The organism is Rhodovulum euryhalinum, from assembly GCF_004342445.1.
GTDB classification, from domain to species: Bacteria; Pseudomonadota; Alphaproteobacteria; order Rhodobacterales; family Rhodobacteraceae; genus Rhodovulum; species Rhodovulum euryhalinum.
Map to the genome: position 1 here is coordinate 388,996 of NZ_SLWW01000001.1, position 13,875 is coordinate 402,870.

The window sequence follows — 13,875 nt, forward strand, 5'->3', positions numbered from 1 at the left end:
CCTTTTATGCAGTCTGACGGCCGGACGGAAGGGCTATGGCCGCGCCAGGCAAGCCTCGGGCAGCGGGCGCACGGCCCGGCCCGTGGCACGGTAGACGGCAAGACCCAGGTATTCGTGCAGAGCGAGGTTGAAGGTCTGGATGGATTCCGCCGGTGCCCAGCGCAGGCCCAGCCCCGGATGGCTGCGGAAATCGACGGGATAGGGCACAAGGCCGGTCCAGCCCGCAGCGCAGAAGGTTTCGACCGCGCGGGGCATGTGAAAGGCACTGGTCACCAGAAGCCACCGGCCCGCGCGGGCCGGGGCCAGCGCCCTGCCCAGCCGTGCATTTTCGGCGGTGTTGCGCGAGGCGCCTTCGAGGATCAGCCGCGCGGGGTCAAGTCCCGCGCTGGTCAGCACGCGGCGCGCCACCTCGGCCTCGGGCAGGTCCGCGCGCTTCAGCCGCCCGCTGCCGCCGGTGAACATCACCGGTGCATCGGGATAGAGCCGCGCCAGTTCCAGCGCGGCGAAGAACCGCTCGCCCCCCTCGTTCAGCGAGGGCGGACCCCAGGCCAGCGTTCCGACCGGATCCTCGGCGCCGCCCAGAACCACGATCCCGGCCACCGGCCCGGCGATCTGCGGCACGGGATGACGGCTTTCGATCCCGCGCAACATCGTGTTGGCAAGCGGGCTGAGGACGATCGCCCCCCAGCCCAGCGCCGCTGCCGTGACAAGCGCCCGGCCAAGCTCCGGGCGGCCGGACCACAGCGCCCAAAGCGCCGCCGCCATCAGCAGTGCCAGCACGCTGTCGGCACGCACCAGCCCCCAGACGATCTTCGACAGCACGAAGAAGATGTCATCCGGCAGGCTGTGACCCATGCGCCTCAGGCCTCCAGGCCAAAACCGCGACGTCCGACCGCGACATAGGCCTCGAACCCGGCCGCGCGCACGTCCTCGACGGGATAGATGTTGCGCAGATCCGCGATCCGCGGCGTGGCCATGGCGCGTGCCATCTGCGCCAGGTCGAGCCCGCGGAACTCGTTCCATTCGGTGAGGATCACCAGCGCATCCGCCCCTTCGGCCGCGGCATAGGGATCGTCCGCCCACTCGACACCGGGCAGCAGATGCCCTCCCTCGCGCCGGCCCTGCGGGTCGACCACGCGCACCCTGGCCCCGCCCCCCACCAGCGCCGGCACGATGGTCAGCGACGGCGCCTCGCGCATGTCGTCGGTGTTGGGCTTGAAGGTCACGCCCAGCACTGTGATGGCCTTGCCGTTGACCGACCCGCCGCACAGATCGACCACCTTGTCGATCATCCGCCGTTTCACCCTGTCATTGACCGCGATGACCGTCTCGGTGATCGCGCAGGGCGAGGCGAAATCCTGCCCGATGCGCGCCAGCGCCTGGGTGTCCTTGGGAAAGCACGACCCGCCATAGCCCGGGCCCGCGTGCAGGAACTTGTTGCCGATCCGGCCATCCAGCCCCATGCCCTTGGACACCGCCTTGATGTCGGCGCCGACCTTCTCGCACAGCATCGCCATCTCGTTGATGAAGGTGATCTTGGTCGCGAGAAAGGCGTTCGCGGCGTACTTGATCATCTCGGCCGACTCGAGATCGGTATAGACTACCGGGAACTCGCGCAGGAACAGGGGGCGGTAGATGTCGGCCATGACCCCGCGCGCCCGCTCGGACTCGACGCCGACCACGACGCGGTCGGGCCGCATGAAATCGTCGATCGCAGCACCCTCGCGCAGGAATTCGGGGTTCGAGGCCACGTCGAACTCGGCCGCGGGATTGGCCGCGCGCACCGTCGCGGCGACCTGCCGGTTGGTGCCCACCGGCACGGTGGATTTCGTCACCACCACCGCATAACCCGTCAGCGCCCGGCCGATTTCCTCGGCGGCGGCCATCACATAGGTCAGGTCCGCATGGCCGTCGCCGCGCCGCGTCGGCGTACCGACCGCGATGAAGACCGCATCGGCGCCGTCCACCGCCGCGGCGAGATCGCCGGTGAAGGACAGCCGGCCCGCGGCCACGTTCTTCGCCATCACCGTATCAAGACCGGGCTCGAAGATCGGCACCTGGCCCTTCTCGAGCATCTCGATCTTGCGCGGATCCTTGTCGACGCAAATGACCTCGTGTCCGAAATCGGAAAAACAAACGCCGGAAACGAGCCCGACATAGCCCGTGCCCACCATCGCAATCTTCATCTCAAATCTCCCTGGAACTGGGTTCGCCATCGCGATGCGACAGCACGGTGCGCGAGTCAACATCCCTCGACCGAATCGATTACCGCCGGGGGCGCAGGGTCCCTGCCCGGCCGCAGCGAATTGACTTCCATCCCGGTCCTGCGGTTGATGGGCGGGCCGACTGACCCGACGCTTGCCGGATCGACCCATGGTCTCCACGCTTCTCACCCTGGCTGCCGGCGCCGCCGGCGCAGTGCTCGCCACGCTTCTGGGCGTGCCCGCCCCGTTCCTGACGGGGCCCGCGCTGACCGTCACCCTGCTGGCGCTGGGGGGCGTGCCGGTGACGATGCCCGCCAGGCTGCGTGATGCGTGCTTCGTCGCGATCGGCGTGAACATGGGCGCTGGCGTCACCCCCGAGGCGGTCGCGACCGCCGCCCGCTGGCCGCTCAGCCTGGCGCTGCTGGCCGTCGTGGTTCTGGCGATCCTGCTGTTCGGTGCGCGCCTGCTGGAGCGGCTTTTCGGTTTCGATCGGATGAGCGCGCTGCTGACCGCAACGCCGGGCCATCTCAGCTATGTCCTCAGCCTCTCGACCGATGTCCGGGCCGACCTGCCGCGGGTCACCATGATCCAGACGCTGAGGGTGCTCTCGCTGACCCTGGTGGTGCCCTTCGTCGCGCCGCTGCTGGGCGAGGGCGATCTGCCCCTGCTGCCCCCCGGCCCTGCGCCGATGACGCTTGTGGTGCTTGTCCCGCTTGTCGCCGCCGCGGTGCTGACGGGTCTTGCCTTTCAGCGCCTCAGGGTGCCCGCCGCGCTGCTGCTGGGCGGCATGGCGGTTTCGGGACTTGGCCATGCGACCGGCACGATCGAGGGGACGATGCCCGCCTGGGCGTCGATTCCGGCCTTCACCGTGATGGGTACGCTGATCGGCACCCGCTTTGCCGGGATCACGCCGCGCATGGTCTGGCAGGCGCTGGGCGCGTCCAGCCTGCTGACCCTGTTCGCCGCCGCGATCTCACTCGCGGCGGCGGCGCTTGTCGCGCAGGTGCTGGGCCTGCCGATGCTGACCGCGCTGATCGCCTTTGCCCCGGGCGGGCTGGAAACGATGATGGCGATGTCGCTGCTTCTGGACGCCGACCCCGCCTATGTGGCCGCGCACCACATCTTTCGCCTGCTGGTCCTCACGGTCGCGCTGCCGATCATCGTCGCCCGGACCCGCGCGCTGATGGAGCAGCGCTGAACATCAGCCCACCACGTTGAAATCGGGCCCGTAGGGATATCCGGTGATGTTCTCCGCCCCATCGCCGGTCACGATCAGGATGTCGTGTTCGCGGTAGCCGCCCGCACCGGGCTGGCCCTGCGGGATCGTCAGCATCGGTTCCATCGAGATCACCATGCCGGGTTCCAGAACGGTGTCGATGTCCTCGCGCAGCTCGAGCCCCGCCTCGCGGCCGTAGTAGTGCGAGAGCACGCCGAAGCTGTGGCCGTAGCCGAAGCTGCGGTATTGCAGCAGGTCGCGGTCCTGAAGGAAGGCGTTGACCTTGTGGGTCACCTCGGCGCAGGTCGCCCCCGGTTTCAGCAGCGACATGCCGTATTCGTGGGCGGCGACGTTGGCCTGCCAGATTTCAAGGCTGGCCGGGTCCACCTGACCCACGAACATGGTGCGTTCAAGCGCGGTGTAGTAGCCCGAGATCATCGGGAAGGTGTTCAGCGACAGGATGTCGCCGCGTTCGAGTTTGCGCGCGGTAACCGGGTTGTGGGCGCCGTCGGTGTTGAGCCCCGACTGGAACCACACCCAGGTGTCGCGGTATTCGGCATCGGGGAAGCGGCGCGCGATTTCCAGTTCCATCGCGTCGCGGCCCGCCATCGCCACGTCGATTTCCCGCGTGCCTTCCCTGACGGCATCCCGGATCGCATAGCCGCCCACGTCGGCCACGGCGGCGCCGGCGCGGATCAGCTCGATCTCGGCGGGGCTCTTGCGCATCCGCTGCTGCATCGTGGCGGGCGCGATGTCGATGGCCGTGCGCGGTTTCAGGAAGCTGTCGAGTTTCGCCTTCTGCACCAGCGTCAGGTGGTCGCCCTCGTAGCCCACGGCGCGGCCCTCGCCCGCCACATGGGCGACCGCGCGCCAGAAGTTGTCGCGCGCCCAGTCGGTGTAGGTCAGGTTGTCGCCGTGGCAGCGCCGCCAGGGCTGGCCCGCGTCGATGCCTGCGCTGATCGTGACCGAGGTCGAGGCGGTGACGACCAGCGCGTAGGGCCGGCCGAAGCTGCAATAGAGAAAGCCCGAGTAATAGGCGATGTTCTGCATCGAGGTCAGCACCACCACCTCGGCGCCGGTGGCGTCCATCGCGGTGCGCAGCCCCATCAGGCGGGCGTCGTATTCCGCGGCCGAAAATGGCAGCGGCACCTTGTCGCCGTTGTGAAAGCGGTAGAAGTCGGGTCGGGTCATCGGGTCCTCCGAAGGGTGGGCCCGGGGGGTTGGACGCCGGGCCGCAAGGGGTTCCCGGCGTACAGGAGTCTGGCGCATCTCGCGCCGGGCCATCGGGGCGATCCGCCCCCGCGGCGACGCCATCGCCACGCGGCCCGCGCGCAGGATAGCCGAACCGCGGCGCCGGACAAGCGGGGAATTCCTGTGGCGCGGGGCCTCGCGAGTTCCTAGGATTCGGGCCATGCTGCGCTATGCCCTTTCGCGCCTTGTTTCGCTTGCGCTCAGCCTGCTGGCGGCGAGCGTGGTGATATTCGCGGTGATCGAGGTGATCCCGGGGGATCCGGCGGCCTACATGCTGGGGCTGAACGCGGCGCCCGAGACGGTGGCCGCGCTGCGCGAGGAGCTGGGCCTGACCGGGTCGCTCTGGGCGCGGTATCTAGACTGGGTGTCGGGCATGCTGACCGGGGATTTCGGGCTGTCCTACACCTATCGCGTGCCGGTGGCCGATCTGGTGGTGCAGCGGCTGGGGGTGTCGCTGCCGCTGGCGGGCTATGCGCTGGCGCTGTCCACGGCGATCGCGCTGCCGGTGGGGCTGTGGGCGGCGGCGCGGCGGGGCGGGCCGGTCGATCTGGCGGTGATGGGGGCGACGCAGCTGGGGATCGCGGTGCCGAACTTCTGGTTCGCGATGCTGCTGGTTCTGGTCTTTGCGGTGAAGCTGGGCTGGTTTTCCGCGGGCGGGTTCCCGGGCTGGGAGGGGGGCTTTCTGGCGGGGATCAAGGCGCTGACCCTGCCGGCGGTGGCGCTGGCCCTGCCGCAGGCGGCGATCCTGGCGCGGGTGATGCGCTCCGCGCTGATCGAGACGCTGGGGCAGGATTACATCCGCAGCGCGCGGGCCAAGGGGCTGACGCAGGGGCAGGCGATACGGCGGCACGCGTTGCGCAACGCGCTGATCCCGGTGCTGACGATCCTGGGGTTGCAGTTCTCCTTCCTGCTGGCGGGCGCGATCATCATCGAGAACGTGTTCTTCCTGCCGGGGCTGGGGCGGCTGATCTTTCAGGCGATCACCCAGCGCGACCTGATCGTGGTGGAAAGCGTGGTGATGCTGCTGGTGTTCGCGGTAATCGTGGTGACGTTCGTGGTCGATCTGGCCTATGCCGCCGTCGACCCGCGGCTGAGGCGGCGATGAGCGGAAGGGCGCAACTGATCGTCGGCGGGGTGCTGTCGGGGCTGTTCTTGCTGGCCGCGGCGGTGTCGCTGGTCTGGATGCCCCATGACGTGGCCGCCCTGAACATCGCCGACCGGCTGCGCCCGCCGGGGGGGCCGTATCCGCTGGGCACCGACCAGTTCGGGCGGGACATGCTGTCGATGCTGATGGTCGGCGCGCGCTCGTCCATCGCGGTGGCGCTGGTGGCGGTCGGCATCGGCATGGGGATGGGCGTGCCGCTGGGGTTGCTGGCGGCGGCCAACCGGGGCGGGTGGCTGGACGAGGTGGTGATGCGGGGCAACGACCTGATCTTCGCCTTTCCGGCGCTGGTCATCGCCATCCTGATTACTGCGGTGCTGGGGCCGTCGGCGGTGAACGCGATCCTGGCCATCGGCATCTTCAACATCCCCGTCTTTGCCCGGGTGACGCGCGGCGGCGCGCTGAGCCTGTGGACGCTGGATTACGTGCTGGCCGCGCGGGTGGCGGGCAAGGGGCGGGCGCGGATCAGCGTGGAACACATCCTGCCCAACATCGCCAACCTGCTGATCGTGCAGGGGACAATCCAGTTCAGCCTGGGGATCCTGGCCGAGGCGGGGCTGTCCTATGTCGGGCTGGGGGCGCAGCCGCCCACGCCCAGCTGGGGCCGGATGCTGGCCGAGGCGCAAACCATGATCTACACCCATCCGCTGCTGGCGGTGCTGCCGGGGCTGGCCATCGTTCTCATGGTGCTGGGGCTGAACCTGATGGGCGACGGGCTGCGCGACGCGCTGGACCCGCGGCTGCGGAGGGCGGCGCGGTGATCGCGGTCGAGGGGCTGAGCGTCGCCATCGGGGCCGCGCCGGTGCTGCGGGGCGTGTCGTTCGGCGTCGAGCGGGGGCAGATCGTCGGGCTGGTGGGCGAGTCGGGGTCGGGCAAGTCGATGACGGCGCTGGCGGTGATGGGGCTGTTGCCGCCGGGGGCAAAGGCCTCGGGCCGGGTGGCGCTGGACGGGACCGACCTGCTGGCGCTGCCCGAGGCGGCGCTGTGCGACGTGCGGGGGCGGCAGATCGGGATGATCTTTCAGGAGCCGATGACGGCGCTGAACCCGGTGCAGAATATCGGCGACCAGGTGGCGGAAACGCTGGTGATCCACCGCGCGGCCAGCCGGAGCGAGGCGCTGCGCGAGGCGCGGCGGCGGCTGGACAGGGTGGGACTGCCCGAGGGACGGTTCCCGCTGACACGCTATCCGCACGAGCTCTCGGGCGGGCAGCGGCAGCGGGTCTGCATCGCCATGGCGATTGCGCTGCGCCCGCAACTGCTGATCGCGGACGAACCCACCACGGCGCTGGACGTGACCACACAGGCGCGCATCCTCGACCTGCTGAAGGGGCTGGTGGAGGAGGAGCGGATGGGCCTTCTGCTCATCACCCACGACCTTGCGGTGGTGGCGGGGATGGCCGACCGGCTGGCGGTGATGCGGGCGGGCGAGATCGTGGAACAGGGGCCCGTGGCCGACGTGCTGCGCGAGCGCCGCCACCCCTATACGCGGGCGCTGTTCGAGGCCTCGGCCCACCACCCCGGCGCGGAGGCGCGGCCCGGCGACACCCCGCTGTTGCAGGTGCAGGGCGCGGTGCGCGACTATCCCCTGCCCCGGACGCGGCTGTTTTCGCGGCCCCTGCCCTTCCGCGCGGTGGACGGGGTGAGCTTCGAGGTCCGGCGGGGCGAAAGCGTGGGGCTGGTGGGGGAATCGGGCTGCGGCAAGTCCACCCTGACCCGCGCGATCCTGGGGCTGGAGCCGTTGCAGGCGGGTGAGATCCGGCTGGACGGGCAGGCGGTGCAGGCTGGGCAGCGGATGCCCGAGGGCCTCAGGCGCAAGATGAACGTGGTGTTCCAGGACCCCTACGGCAGCTTCAACCCGCGCCACCGGGTCGGGCGGCTGATCGCGGAGCCGTTTCACCTGACCGGGCGGCCCGCAGACGCGGATGCAAGGGTGGCCGAGGCGCTGGACTCGGTCGGGCTGTCGCCGGAGGACCGGCACAAGTTCATCCACGAATTCTCGGGCGGCCAGCGGCAGCGGATCGCCATCGCCCGGGCGCTGATCATCCGGCCCGAGCTGATCGTGCTGGACGAGGCGGTGTCGGCGCTGGATGTGCGGGTCAGGGCGCAGATCCTGGACCTGCTGGCCGACCTGCGGGCGCGGCTGGGGCTGTCGTACCTGTTCATCAGCCACGACCTGCATGTGGTGCGCGCGATCACCGACCGGGTGCTGGTGATGCAGGCGGGGCGGATCGTCGAGCACGGCCCGACCGAAAAGGTGCTGCGCGCGCCGGAACATCCCTATACCAAGGACTTGCTGGCCGCCGCGCCGGAACTGGAGGTGCCGACATGACATCCGATTTCATCCGCGAGCTGTGGTTTCCCACCGACCGCTGCTTCATCGCCGGGCATTGGGTGGCGCCGGTGGGCGGCGGCACGCTGCCCGTGGAAAACCCCTCGACCGGCGAGGTGATCGGGGACATCGCGCGGGGGACGGCGGCCGACATCGACGCCGCGGTGGCCGCCGCAACCGAGGCGCGGCGGGGCGCCTGGGGGCGGATGAGTGCGGCCGAGCGGGGGCGCATCCTGGCGCGGATCGGGCAGTTCGTGCGGGGCCGCGCGGACGAGCTGGCGGGAATCGAGGCGACCGACGTGGGCAAGCCGCTGACCCAGGCGCGGGCCGATGCGCTGGCGCTGGCGCGGTACATGGAATTCTATGGGGGCGCGGCCGACAAGGTGATGGGCGAGACGATCCCCTACCTGGATGGCTACACCGTCTTTACCCTGCGCGAGCCGCATGGGGTCACGGGCCACATCATTCCCTGGAACTACCCGATGCAGATCATCGGCCGGTCGGTCGGCGCGGCGCTGGCGATGGGCAACGCCTGCGTGCTGAAACCCGCCGAGGAAGCCTGCCTGACGGCGCTGGCCTTTGCGAAACTGGCCGAGGAGGCGGGGCTGCCGCCGGGCGCGCTGAACGTGGTGCCCGGTCTGGGCGATGAGGTGGGTGCCGCGCTGACCGCCCATCCGGGGGTGCAGCACCTGTCGTTCACGGGCTCGCTGAACGTCGGCCGGCTGGTGCAGACGGCTGCGGCGCAGAACGTGGTGCCGGTGACGCTGGAACTGGGGGGCAAGTCGCCCCAGGTGGTGTTCGCCGATGCCGACCTGGACGCGGCGCTGCCGTTCCTGGTGAATGCGGGCATCCAGAACGCGGGGCAGACCTGTTCGGCCTCGTCCCGCATCCTGGTGGAGCGGCCGATCTATGACGAGGTGGTGGCGCGGATGGCCGAACGCTATCGCGCGCTGAGCGTCGGACCGGCGCTGGACGACCTGAACGTGGGCCCGCTGATCTCGGACCGGCAGAAGCAGATCGTCGAGGGCTACATCGCGCTGGGGGCCGACCTGGAAACCGCCGCCGAGGGGCGGATCGTGGGCAACGCCCCCGCGGGTGGGCATTACGTGGCGCCAAGGCTGCTGGCGGGCGTGCCGCCCGCGCACCGGCTGGCGCAGGAGGAGATCTTCGGCCCGGTTCAGGCGGTGATCCCCTTCGAGGACGAGGCCGAGGCGGTGGAGATCGCCAACGGCACGCCCTATGGGCTGGTCGCCTCGGTCTGGTCGCGCGACGGGGGGCGGCAGCTGCGGCTGGCGCGCAGCCTGCGCGCGGGGCAGGTGTTCGTGAACAACTACGGCGCGGGCGGCGGGGTGGAACTGCCCTTCGGCGGCACGGGGCTGTCGGGCCATGGCCGCGAGAAGGGGTTCGAGGCGCTCTATGGGTTTTCGGTGCTGAAGACGGTGGCGGTGCGGCATGGCTGAGGGAGGACGCGGCATGAGACTGGACGGCAGGACGGCGATCGTCACGGGCGGCGGATCGGGGTTCGGCGCGGGGATCGCGCGCAAATTCGCGGCCGAGGGCGCGCGGGTGATGGTGGCCGACATCAACGTGGCGGCGGCAGAGACCGTGGCCAAGGAGATCGGCGGTCTGGCGCAGGTGGTGGACGTGGCGGACGACCTGTCGGTGAAGGGCATGGCCGACACGGCGCTGGCGGTGTTCGGGCGGCTGGACATCCTGGTGAACAACGCCGGCATCACCCACCTACCGCAGCCGATGGAGATGGTCAGCGAGGAAGAATTCGACCGGGTGCTGGCGGTCAACGCCAAGTCGGTGTTCCTGACCGCGCGGCATCTGGTGCCGCATTTCAAGGGCAATGGCGCGGGGGCGATCCTGAACGTGGCCTCGACCGCCGGTTTGTCGCCGCGGCCGCGGCTGAACTGGTACAACGCGTCCAAGGGCTGGATGATCACCGCGACCAAGGCGATGGCGGTGGAACTGGCCCCCCATGGCGTGCGGGTCAACGCGATCTGCCCGGTGGCGGGCGAGACGCCGCTGCTGAAAAGCTTCATGGGCGAGGACACGCCCGAGACGCGGGCGAGGTTCCTGTCCACGATCCCGCTGGGCCGGTTCTCGACGCCCGGGGACATGGGCAACGCGGCGTGCTTCCTGTGTTCGGACGAGGCGGCGATGATCACCGGCGTCGCACTGGAGGTGGATGGCGGGCGCTGTATCTGACCGGCATGGGGGCGCTGCCCCCGTCGCCGCAGGCGCGGCGACCCCCCGGGATATTTCGGGCCAGAAGAAGGGCATGGGAATGCGGCCGGGACCTAGGAACCTGATCACGGATGTCGCAGGGCTGAAGGTGGGCCAGGCGGAAGACGCGCGGGTGAAGACCGGCGTCAGCGTGCTGGTCGGCGAGGGACCCTTCGTCGCCGGGGTGCATGTGATGGGCGGCGCGCCGGGCACGCGCGAGACCGACCTCTTGGCGCCCGACCGGCTGGTGCAGCGGGTGGACGCAATGGTGCTCGCGGGTGGCTCGGCCTTCGGGCTGGATGCCGCGTCAGGCGTGGCGGACGGGTTGCGCGCGATGGGGCGCGGGTTCGAGGTGGGAGGCCAGCTTGTTCCGATCGTGCCAGGCGCGATCCTGTTCGACCTGTTGAACGGCGGCGAAAAGCAGTGGGGCGAGAACCCCTATGGGCGGCTGGGGCGCGCGGCGCTGGCGGCGGCGGGCGAGGATGTGGCGCTGGGCAGCGCCGGGGCGGGGTTCGGCGCGACGACGGCGGACTTGAAGGGGGGGCTCGGCTCGGCCTCGGTCGTGCTGGAGAACGGGATCACCGTGGGCGCGCTGGTGGCGGTGAACGCGGTCGGCTCGGCGGTGATGGGGGGCGGGCCGGAGTTCTGGGCGGCACCGTGGGAGATGGGTGGCGAGTTCGGCGGGCTGGGCGCGGGGCGGCACGACCCGTTCGCCGCGCCTGTGACCAAGCTGGGGCCCGGGCAAGCCACCACCATCGCCATCGTGGCGACCGATGCGGCGCTGAGCCAGGCGCAGGCGACGCGGCTGGCGGTGGCAGCCCATGACGGGATGGCCCGCGCGCTGGTGCCGAGCCACACGCCATTCGACGGCGACCTGGTGTTCGCCGCGGCCACGGGGGCGCGGGCATTGGCCGACCCGGACGTGGACGCGCTGTTCCTGGGCCATGCGGCGGCCTGCTGCCTGGCGCGGGCCATCGCGCGGGGGGTCTACGAGGCGCGGTCCGCGCCGGGCGATCCCCTGCCCTGCTGGCGGGCGCGCTTCGGCCGCGCTTGATACCTTTGCGGGACGGTGCCAGGCTGGCCGCGACCCGGACCCGGAGGAGCCCCATGAAACGCCTTGCCTGCCTTGCCGCCCTTGCCCTTGTGCCCGCCGCCCCGGTGCTGGCCGACGAGGTGACCGACGCGCTGACCGGCGCGACCGAGGCCTACGAGGCGGGGGACGTCAAGCTGGCGCTGGAGGAACTGGCCTTCGCCCAGCAGCGGATGCAGGCGATGAAGGCCGAGGGGCTGACCGCGTTCCTGCCGCCTGCGCCCGAGGGCTGGACACGCGAGATCGACACCCAGATGAACGCCGGGCTTGCCATGATGGGGGGCGGCACCGGGGCCGAGGCGACCTATGCGAACGGCGACGCGAGCTTTGTCGTCACGCTGATGGCCGACAACCCGATGGTGGGGGCGATGGGGGCGATGTTCGGCAACCCGATGCTGATGGGCGCGGCGGGCGAGATCGTGCGGGTGGGGCGGCAGAAATTCGTCGACCAGGACGGGGAACTGACGACGCTGGTGGACAACCGGATTCTCGTGCAGGCGCGCGGCGCGGGCCGCGAGGTGATGCTGCCGGTGCTGGAGGCGATGGATTACGAGGGACTGGCGGGGTTCGGGCGGTAGGCCGGAGACGGGAGAGCGGTGTGTATTCTGGTGGGGTGAGCCCAAATTTGCCATTCAATATGCCCATGAAGTGGGGTTCTGCGCATTCGACGAATTGGATTTACCCAAATAGAAAAGGCCGCATCAGCGGCCTTTTCTTCAGTAGTGGTACCGGCATTGTGCGATCTCCAATGCCTGGCTTTCTCCGCTTCCAGATACTCGGTAGACTAATCGGTCCGCTTTTGTGATCCTTCGAGACCACCACCCACTGAGATCGCCCTTTAGGGGTTCCGGCTTTCCATTGCCTTTGAAGGGCGTTCGCTTCGTCTCTTTGATCAACTCATTAAGCCGATCAAAAACTTTAGCATCACTATCACGCCAGGAGAGGTAGTCCCGCCAAGCATGATCAGAGAATATCAACTTCATCGTCTAAGGTTCGCTCTGCGCCTCGCCCAGAGTCCAATTGGGCGATAGATTCCCGCAGGCGTCGAGCATTGGCCGGGGAAGTCAGAAGGTAGAGCGTTTCCTGAATCGCATCCCATTCTTCCTTTCCAACAACGACCACAGCCTCTCTGCCCGCACGGGTAATCACGGTTTCGGTTTTATCACGGATCGCATGATCCATGACTTCTTTCAGATGCTTACGCGCATCCGTGTAGGTCACTATGTTCATGTGATTCTAGATGCTGATACGAGATGCTGATACGAGATGCTGATACGAGATGCTGATACGAGATGCTGATACGAGATGCTGATACGAGATGCTGATACGAAAAAGGATGTAGTACAAAATTCTGTACATGTCAAGTGCTCGCTTTCCGAGCCGGCTACAGCACGCGATACGCAGCCCTCGCCGGTCATGGCATCACGACGACCGCATCTTGGCAGCTCAGATGGCATTGCAGTGTTGCAACGGTGAGTGTCAGCCCCGTCCGCAAACCGGACGCCCTCCGGCGCAACGCCTCAGCTCCGCTCGCCTTCCCCGGCAAGGCCGCCGATGACGGCCCCGGTCAGCGGGCTGTCGGGGTCGGCGAGGCCCTCGATCACGTCGAAATGGTGTCGGCCCTCGGCCACGTGCAGGCCCGTGCCAGGCCAGGCCTCGGCCAGCCAGCGCGCCTGGTCGAGGAAGGCCGGGCGTTCATCGGCGCCGACCCAGACCTTTACCGGCACGCCCGCGCGGGGCGTCTGGCAGACGAGGCTTTCGGCGCGGGCGGTGGCATCGTCCAGCCCGAACGCCTCGTTCATGCGCGTCCGCATCAGCGGGCGCAGGTCCGAGACGGGCGAGATCGGCACGACGCGGGCGATCCGGGCGGCGACGGAGTCGGGCAGGGGCACATCCTCGCAGATCATCCGCGCCACCAGATGCCCGCCCGCGGAATGGCCGGCCAGCGCGATCGGCCCGGCGGCGAACCGCGCCATCACCGACAGCGCGGCGGCAATGTCGGCGGTGATCTGCGCGATCGCGACCTCGGGGGCCAGGCGGTAGGAGGGCAGCGCCACCGCCCAGCCGCGGGCAACAGGGCCCGCCGCGAGATGCGACCAGAGCGACTTGTCGAAGCGCAGCCAGTACCCGCCATGGACGAAGACCATCAGACCCGCAGGCCGCCCGGCAGGCAGGAAGACGTCGAAGCGCTGGCGCGCATGGTCGCCATAGGCCAGGTCGGTCTCGCCCCGTGCACGCGCCCGGAACGCCGCCGCCGCCTCGGCCCAGCGCGCGGGATAGGCATCGGCACCCGGGATGTGGGCGGCGTTCGCATAGGCGTCGTCCCAGTCGATCCCGTCCTCGCGTCTGGACATTGCCCCGCCCTCCGTGTTTGCCTGCGCCCGAACCCGA

General features: G+C 69.4%; 14 protein-coding genes. 8 read left to right on the forward strand and 6 right to left on the reverse strand.

Going from position 1 to position 13,875, the window contains the following annotated elements; translation table 11 throughout:
• Positions 1-33: 33 nt before the first annotated feature.
• Both EV655_RS01750 and EV655_RS01755 read right to left on the reverse strand, forming a co-directional pair.
• Positions 34-855 carry a YdcF family protein gene (locus EV655_RS01750; protein WP_243644952.1) on the reverse strand — a complete coding sequence of 274 codons (822 nt, stop codon included), beginning with the start codon at positions 853-855 and terminating at the stop codon, positions 34-36.
• Between the two features lie 5 nt (positions 856-860).
• Complete coding sequence (locus tag EV655_RS01755) at positions 861-2,186, reverse strand: UDP-glucose dehydrogenase family protein (RefSeq protein WP_132540851.1); 1,326 nt, start codon at positions 2,184-2,186, stop codon at positions 861-863.
• A gap of 187 nt (positions 2,187-2,373) precedes the next feature.
• Between EV655_RS01755 and EV655_RS01760 the strand changes: the two genes are divergently transcribed.
• The gene (locus tag EV655_RS01760; RefSeq protein ID WP_132540854.1) at positions 2,374-3,402 is read left to right on the forward strand and encodes an AbrB family transcriptional regulator; all 1,029 of its coding nucleotides are present in this window, start codon (positions 2,374-2,376) and stop codon (positions 3,400-3,402) included.
• A 3-nt stretch (positions 3,403-3,405) separates the two neighbouring features.
• Here EV655_RS01760 and EV655_RS01765 read toward each other — a convergent pair whose 3' ends face one another.
• Positions 3,406-4,611 (reverse strand): M24 family metallopeptidase, encoded by a 1,206-nt coding sequence (locus EV655_RS01765; protein WP_132540857.1) that lies wholly within the window; start codon positions 4,609-4,611, stop codon positions 3,406-3,408.
• 220 nt (positions 4,612-4,831) lie between these two features.
• Between EV655_RS01765 and EV655_RS01770 the strand changes: the two genes are divergently transcribed.
• The 7 genes from EV655_RS01770 (at position 4,832) to EV655_RS01800 (ending at position 12,062) form a co-directional block, all read left to right on the forward strand.
• Complete coding sequence (locus EV655_RS01770) at positions 4,832-5,776, forward strand: ABC transporter permease (RefSeq protein ID WP_132540860.1); 945 nt, start codon at positions 4,832-4,834, stop codon at positions 5,774-5,776.
• Positions 5,773-6,594: an ABC transporter permease gene (locus tag EV655_RS01775; protein WP_132540863.1), complete on the forward strand. Its 822-nt coding sequence runs from the start codon at positions 5,773-5,775 to the stop codon at positions 6,592-6,594. Before EV655_RS01770 ends, EV655_RS01775 begins: the two co-directional genes overlap by 4 nt.
• On the forward strand, positions 6,591-8,162 hold the full coding sequence (locus EV655_RS01780) for an ABC transporter ATP-binding protein (RefSeq protein ID WP_132540866.1): 1,572 nt from the start codon (positions 6,591-6,593) through the stop codon (positions 8,160-8,162). The genes EV655_RS01775 and EV655_RS01780 overlap by 4 nt, the downstream gene beginning before the upstream one ends.
• A complete protein-coding gene (locus tag EV655_RS01785) occupies positions 8,159-9,622 on the forward strand; it encodes an aldehyde dehydrogenase family protein (protein ID WP_132540869.1) in 1,464 nt (487 codons plus the stop codon). Before EV655_RS01780 ends, EV655_RS01785 begins: the two co-directional genes overlap by 4 nt.
• A gap of 13 nt (positions 9,623-9,635) precedes the next feature.
• Positions 9,636-10,376 carry an SDR family oxidoreductase gene (locus tag EV655_RS01790; RefSeq protein WP_132540872.1) on the forward strand — a complete coding sequence of 247 codons (741 nt, stop codon included), beginning with the start codon at positions 9,636-9,638 and terminating at the stop codon, positions 10,374-10,376.
• Between the two features lie 79 nt (positions 10,377-10,455).
• Complete coding sequence (locus EV655_RS01795) at positions 10,456-11,448, forward strand: P1 family peptidase (protein ID WP_132541159.1); 993 nt, start codon at positions 10,456-10,458, stop codon at positions 11,446-11,448.
• Between the two features lie 53 nt (positions 11,449-11,501).
• Positions 11,502-12,062, forward strand: a complete 561-nt coding sequence (locus tag EV655_RS01800) for a hypothetical protein (RefSeq protein WP_132540875.1) — start codon at positions 11,502-11,504, stop codon at positions 12,060-12,062.
• Positions 12,063-12,200: 138 nt separating this feature from the next.
• Here EV655_RS01800 and EV655_RS01805 read toward each other — a convergent pair whose 3' ends face one another.
• The 3 genes from EV655_RS01805 to EV655_RS01815 form a co-directional block, all read right to left on the reverse strand.
• Positions 12,201-12,467, reverse strand: a complete 267-nt coding sequence (locus EV655_RS01805) for a Txe/YoeB family addiction module toxin (RefSeq protein WP_132540878.1) — start codon at positions 12,465-12,467, stop codon at positions 12,201-12,203.
• Positions 12,448-12,714 carry a type II toxin-antitoxin system Phd/YefM family antitoxin gene (locus tag EV655_RS01810; protein WP_132540881.1) on the reverse strand — a complete coding sequence of 89 codons (267 nt, stop codon included), beginning with the start codon at positions 12,712-12,714 and terminating at the stop codon, positions 12,448-12,450. The genes EV655_RS01805 and EV655_RS01810 overlap by 20 nt, the downstream gene beginning before the upstream one ends.
• A 290-nt stretch (positions 12,715-13,004) precedes the next feature.
• Positions 13,005-13,817 (reverse strand): alpha/beta hydrolase, encoded by an 813-nt coding sequence (locus EV655_RS01815; RefSeq protein ID WP_132541162.1) that lies wholly within the window; start codon positions 13,815-13,817, stop codon positions 13,005-13,007.
• Positions 13,818-13,875: the final 58 nt, after the last annotated feature.

Excerpts from the sequence above, each read along its gene's own strand:
- EV655_RS01800 (WP_132540875.1), top strand. The coding sequence starts at position 11,502 with ATGAAACGCCTTGCCTGCCTTGCCGCCCTTGCCCTTGTGCCCGCCGCC.
- EV655_RS01805 (WP_132540878.1), bottom strand. The coding sequence starts at position 12,467 with ATGAAGTTGATATTCTCTGATCATGCTTGGCGGGACTACCTCTCCTGG.
- EV655_RS01755 (WP_132540851.1), bottom strand. The coding sequence starts at position 2,186 with ATGAAGATTGCGATGGTGGGCACGGGCTATGTCGGGCTCGTTTCCGGC.
- EV655_RS01770 (WP_132540860.1), top strand. The coding sequence starts at position 4,832 with ATGCTGCGCTATGCCCTTTCGCGCCTTGTTTCGCTTGCGCTCAGCCTG.
- EV655_RS01775 (WP_132540863.1), top strand. The coding sequence starts at position 5,773 with ATGAGCGGAAGGGCGCAACTGATCGTCGGCGGGGTGCTGTCGGGGCTG.
- EV655_RS01795 (WP_132541159.1), top strand. The coding sequence starts at position 10,456 with ATGCGGCCGGGACCTAGGAACCTGATCACGGATGTCGCAGGGCTGAAG.
- EV655_RS01765 (WP_132540857.1), bottom strand. The coding sequence starts at position 4,611 with ATGACCCGACCCGACTTCTACCGCTTTCACAACGGCGACAAGGTGCCG.
- EV655_RS01810 (WP_132540881.1), bottom strand. The coding sequence starts at position 12,714 with ATGAACATAGTGACCTACACGGATGCGCGTAAGCATCTGAAAGAAGTC.
- EV655_RS01760 (WP_132540854.1), top strand. The coding sequence starts at position 2,374 with ATGGTCTCCACGCTTCTCACCCTGGCTGCCGGCGCCGCCGGCGCAGTG.
- EV655_RS01785 (WP_132540869.1), top strand. The coding sequence starts at position 8,159 with ATGACATCCGATTTCATCCGCGAGCTGTGGTTTCCCACCGACCGCTGC.
- EV655_RS01790 (WP_132540872.1), top strand. The coding sequence starts at position 9,636 with ATGAGACTGGACGGCAGGACGGCGATCGTCACGGGCGGCGGATCGGGG.
- EV655_RS01750 (WP_243644952.1), bottom strand. The coding sequence starts at position 855 with ATGGGTCACAGCCTGCCGGATGACATCTTCTTCGTGCTGTCGAAGATC.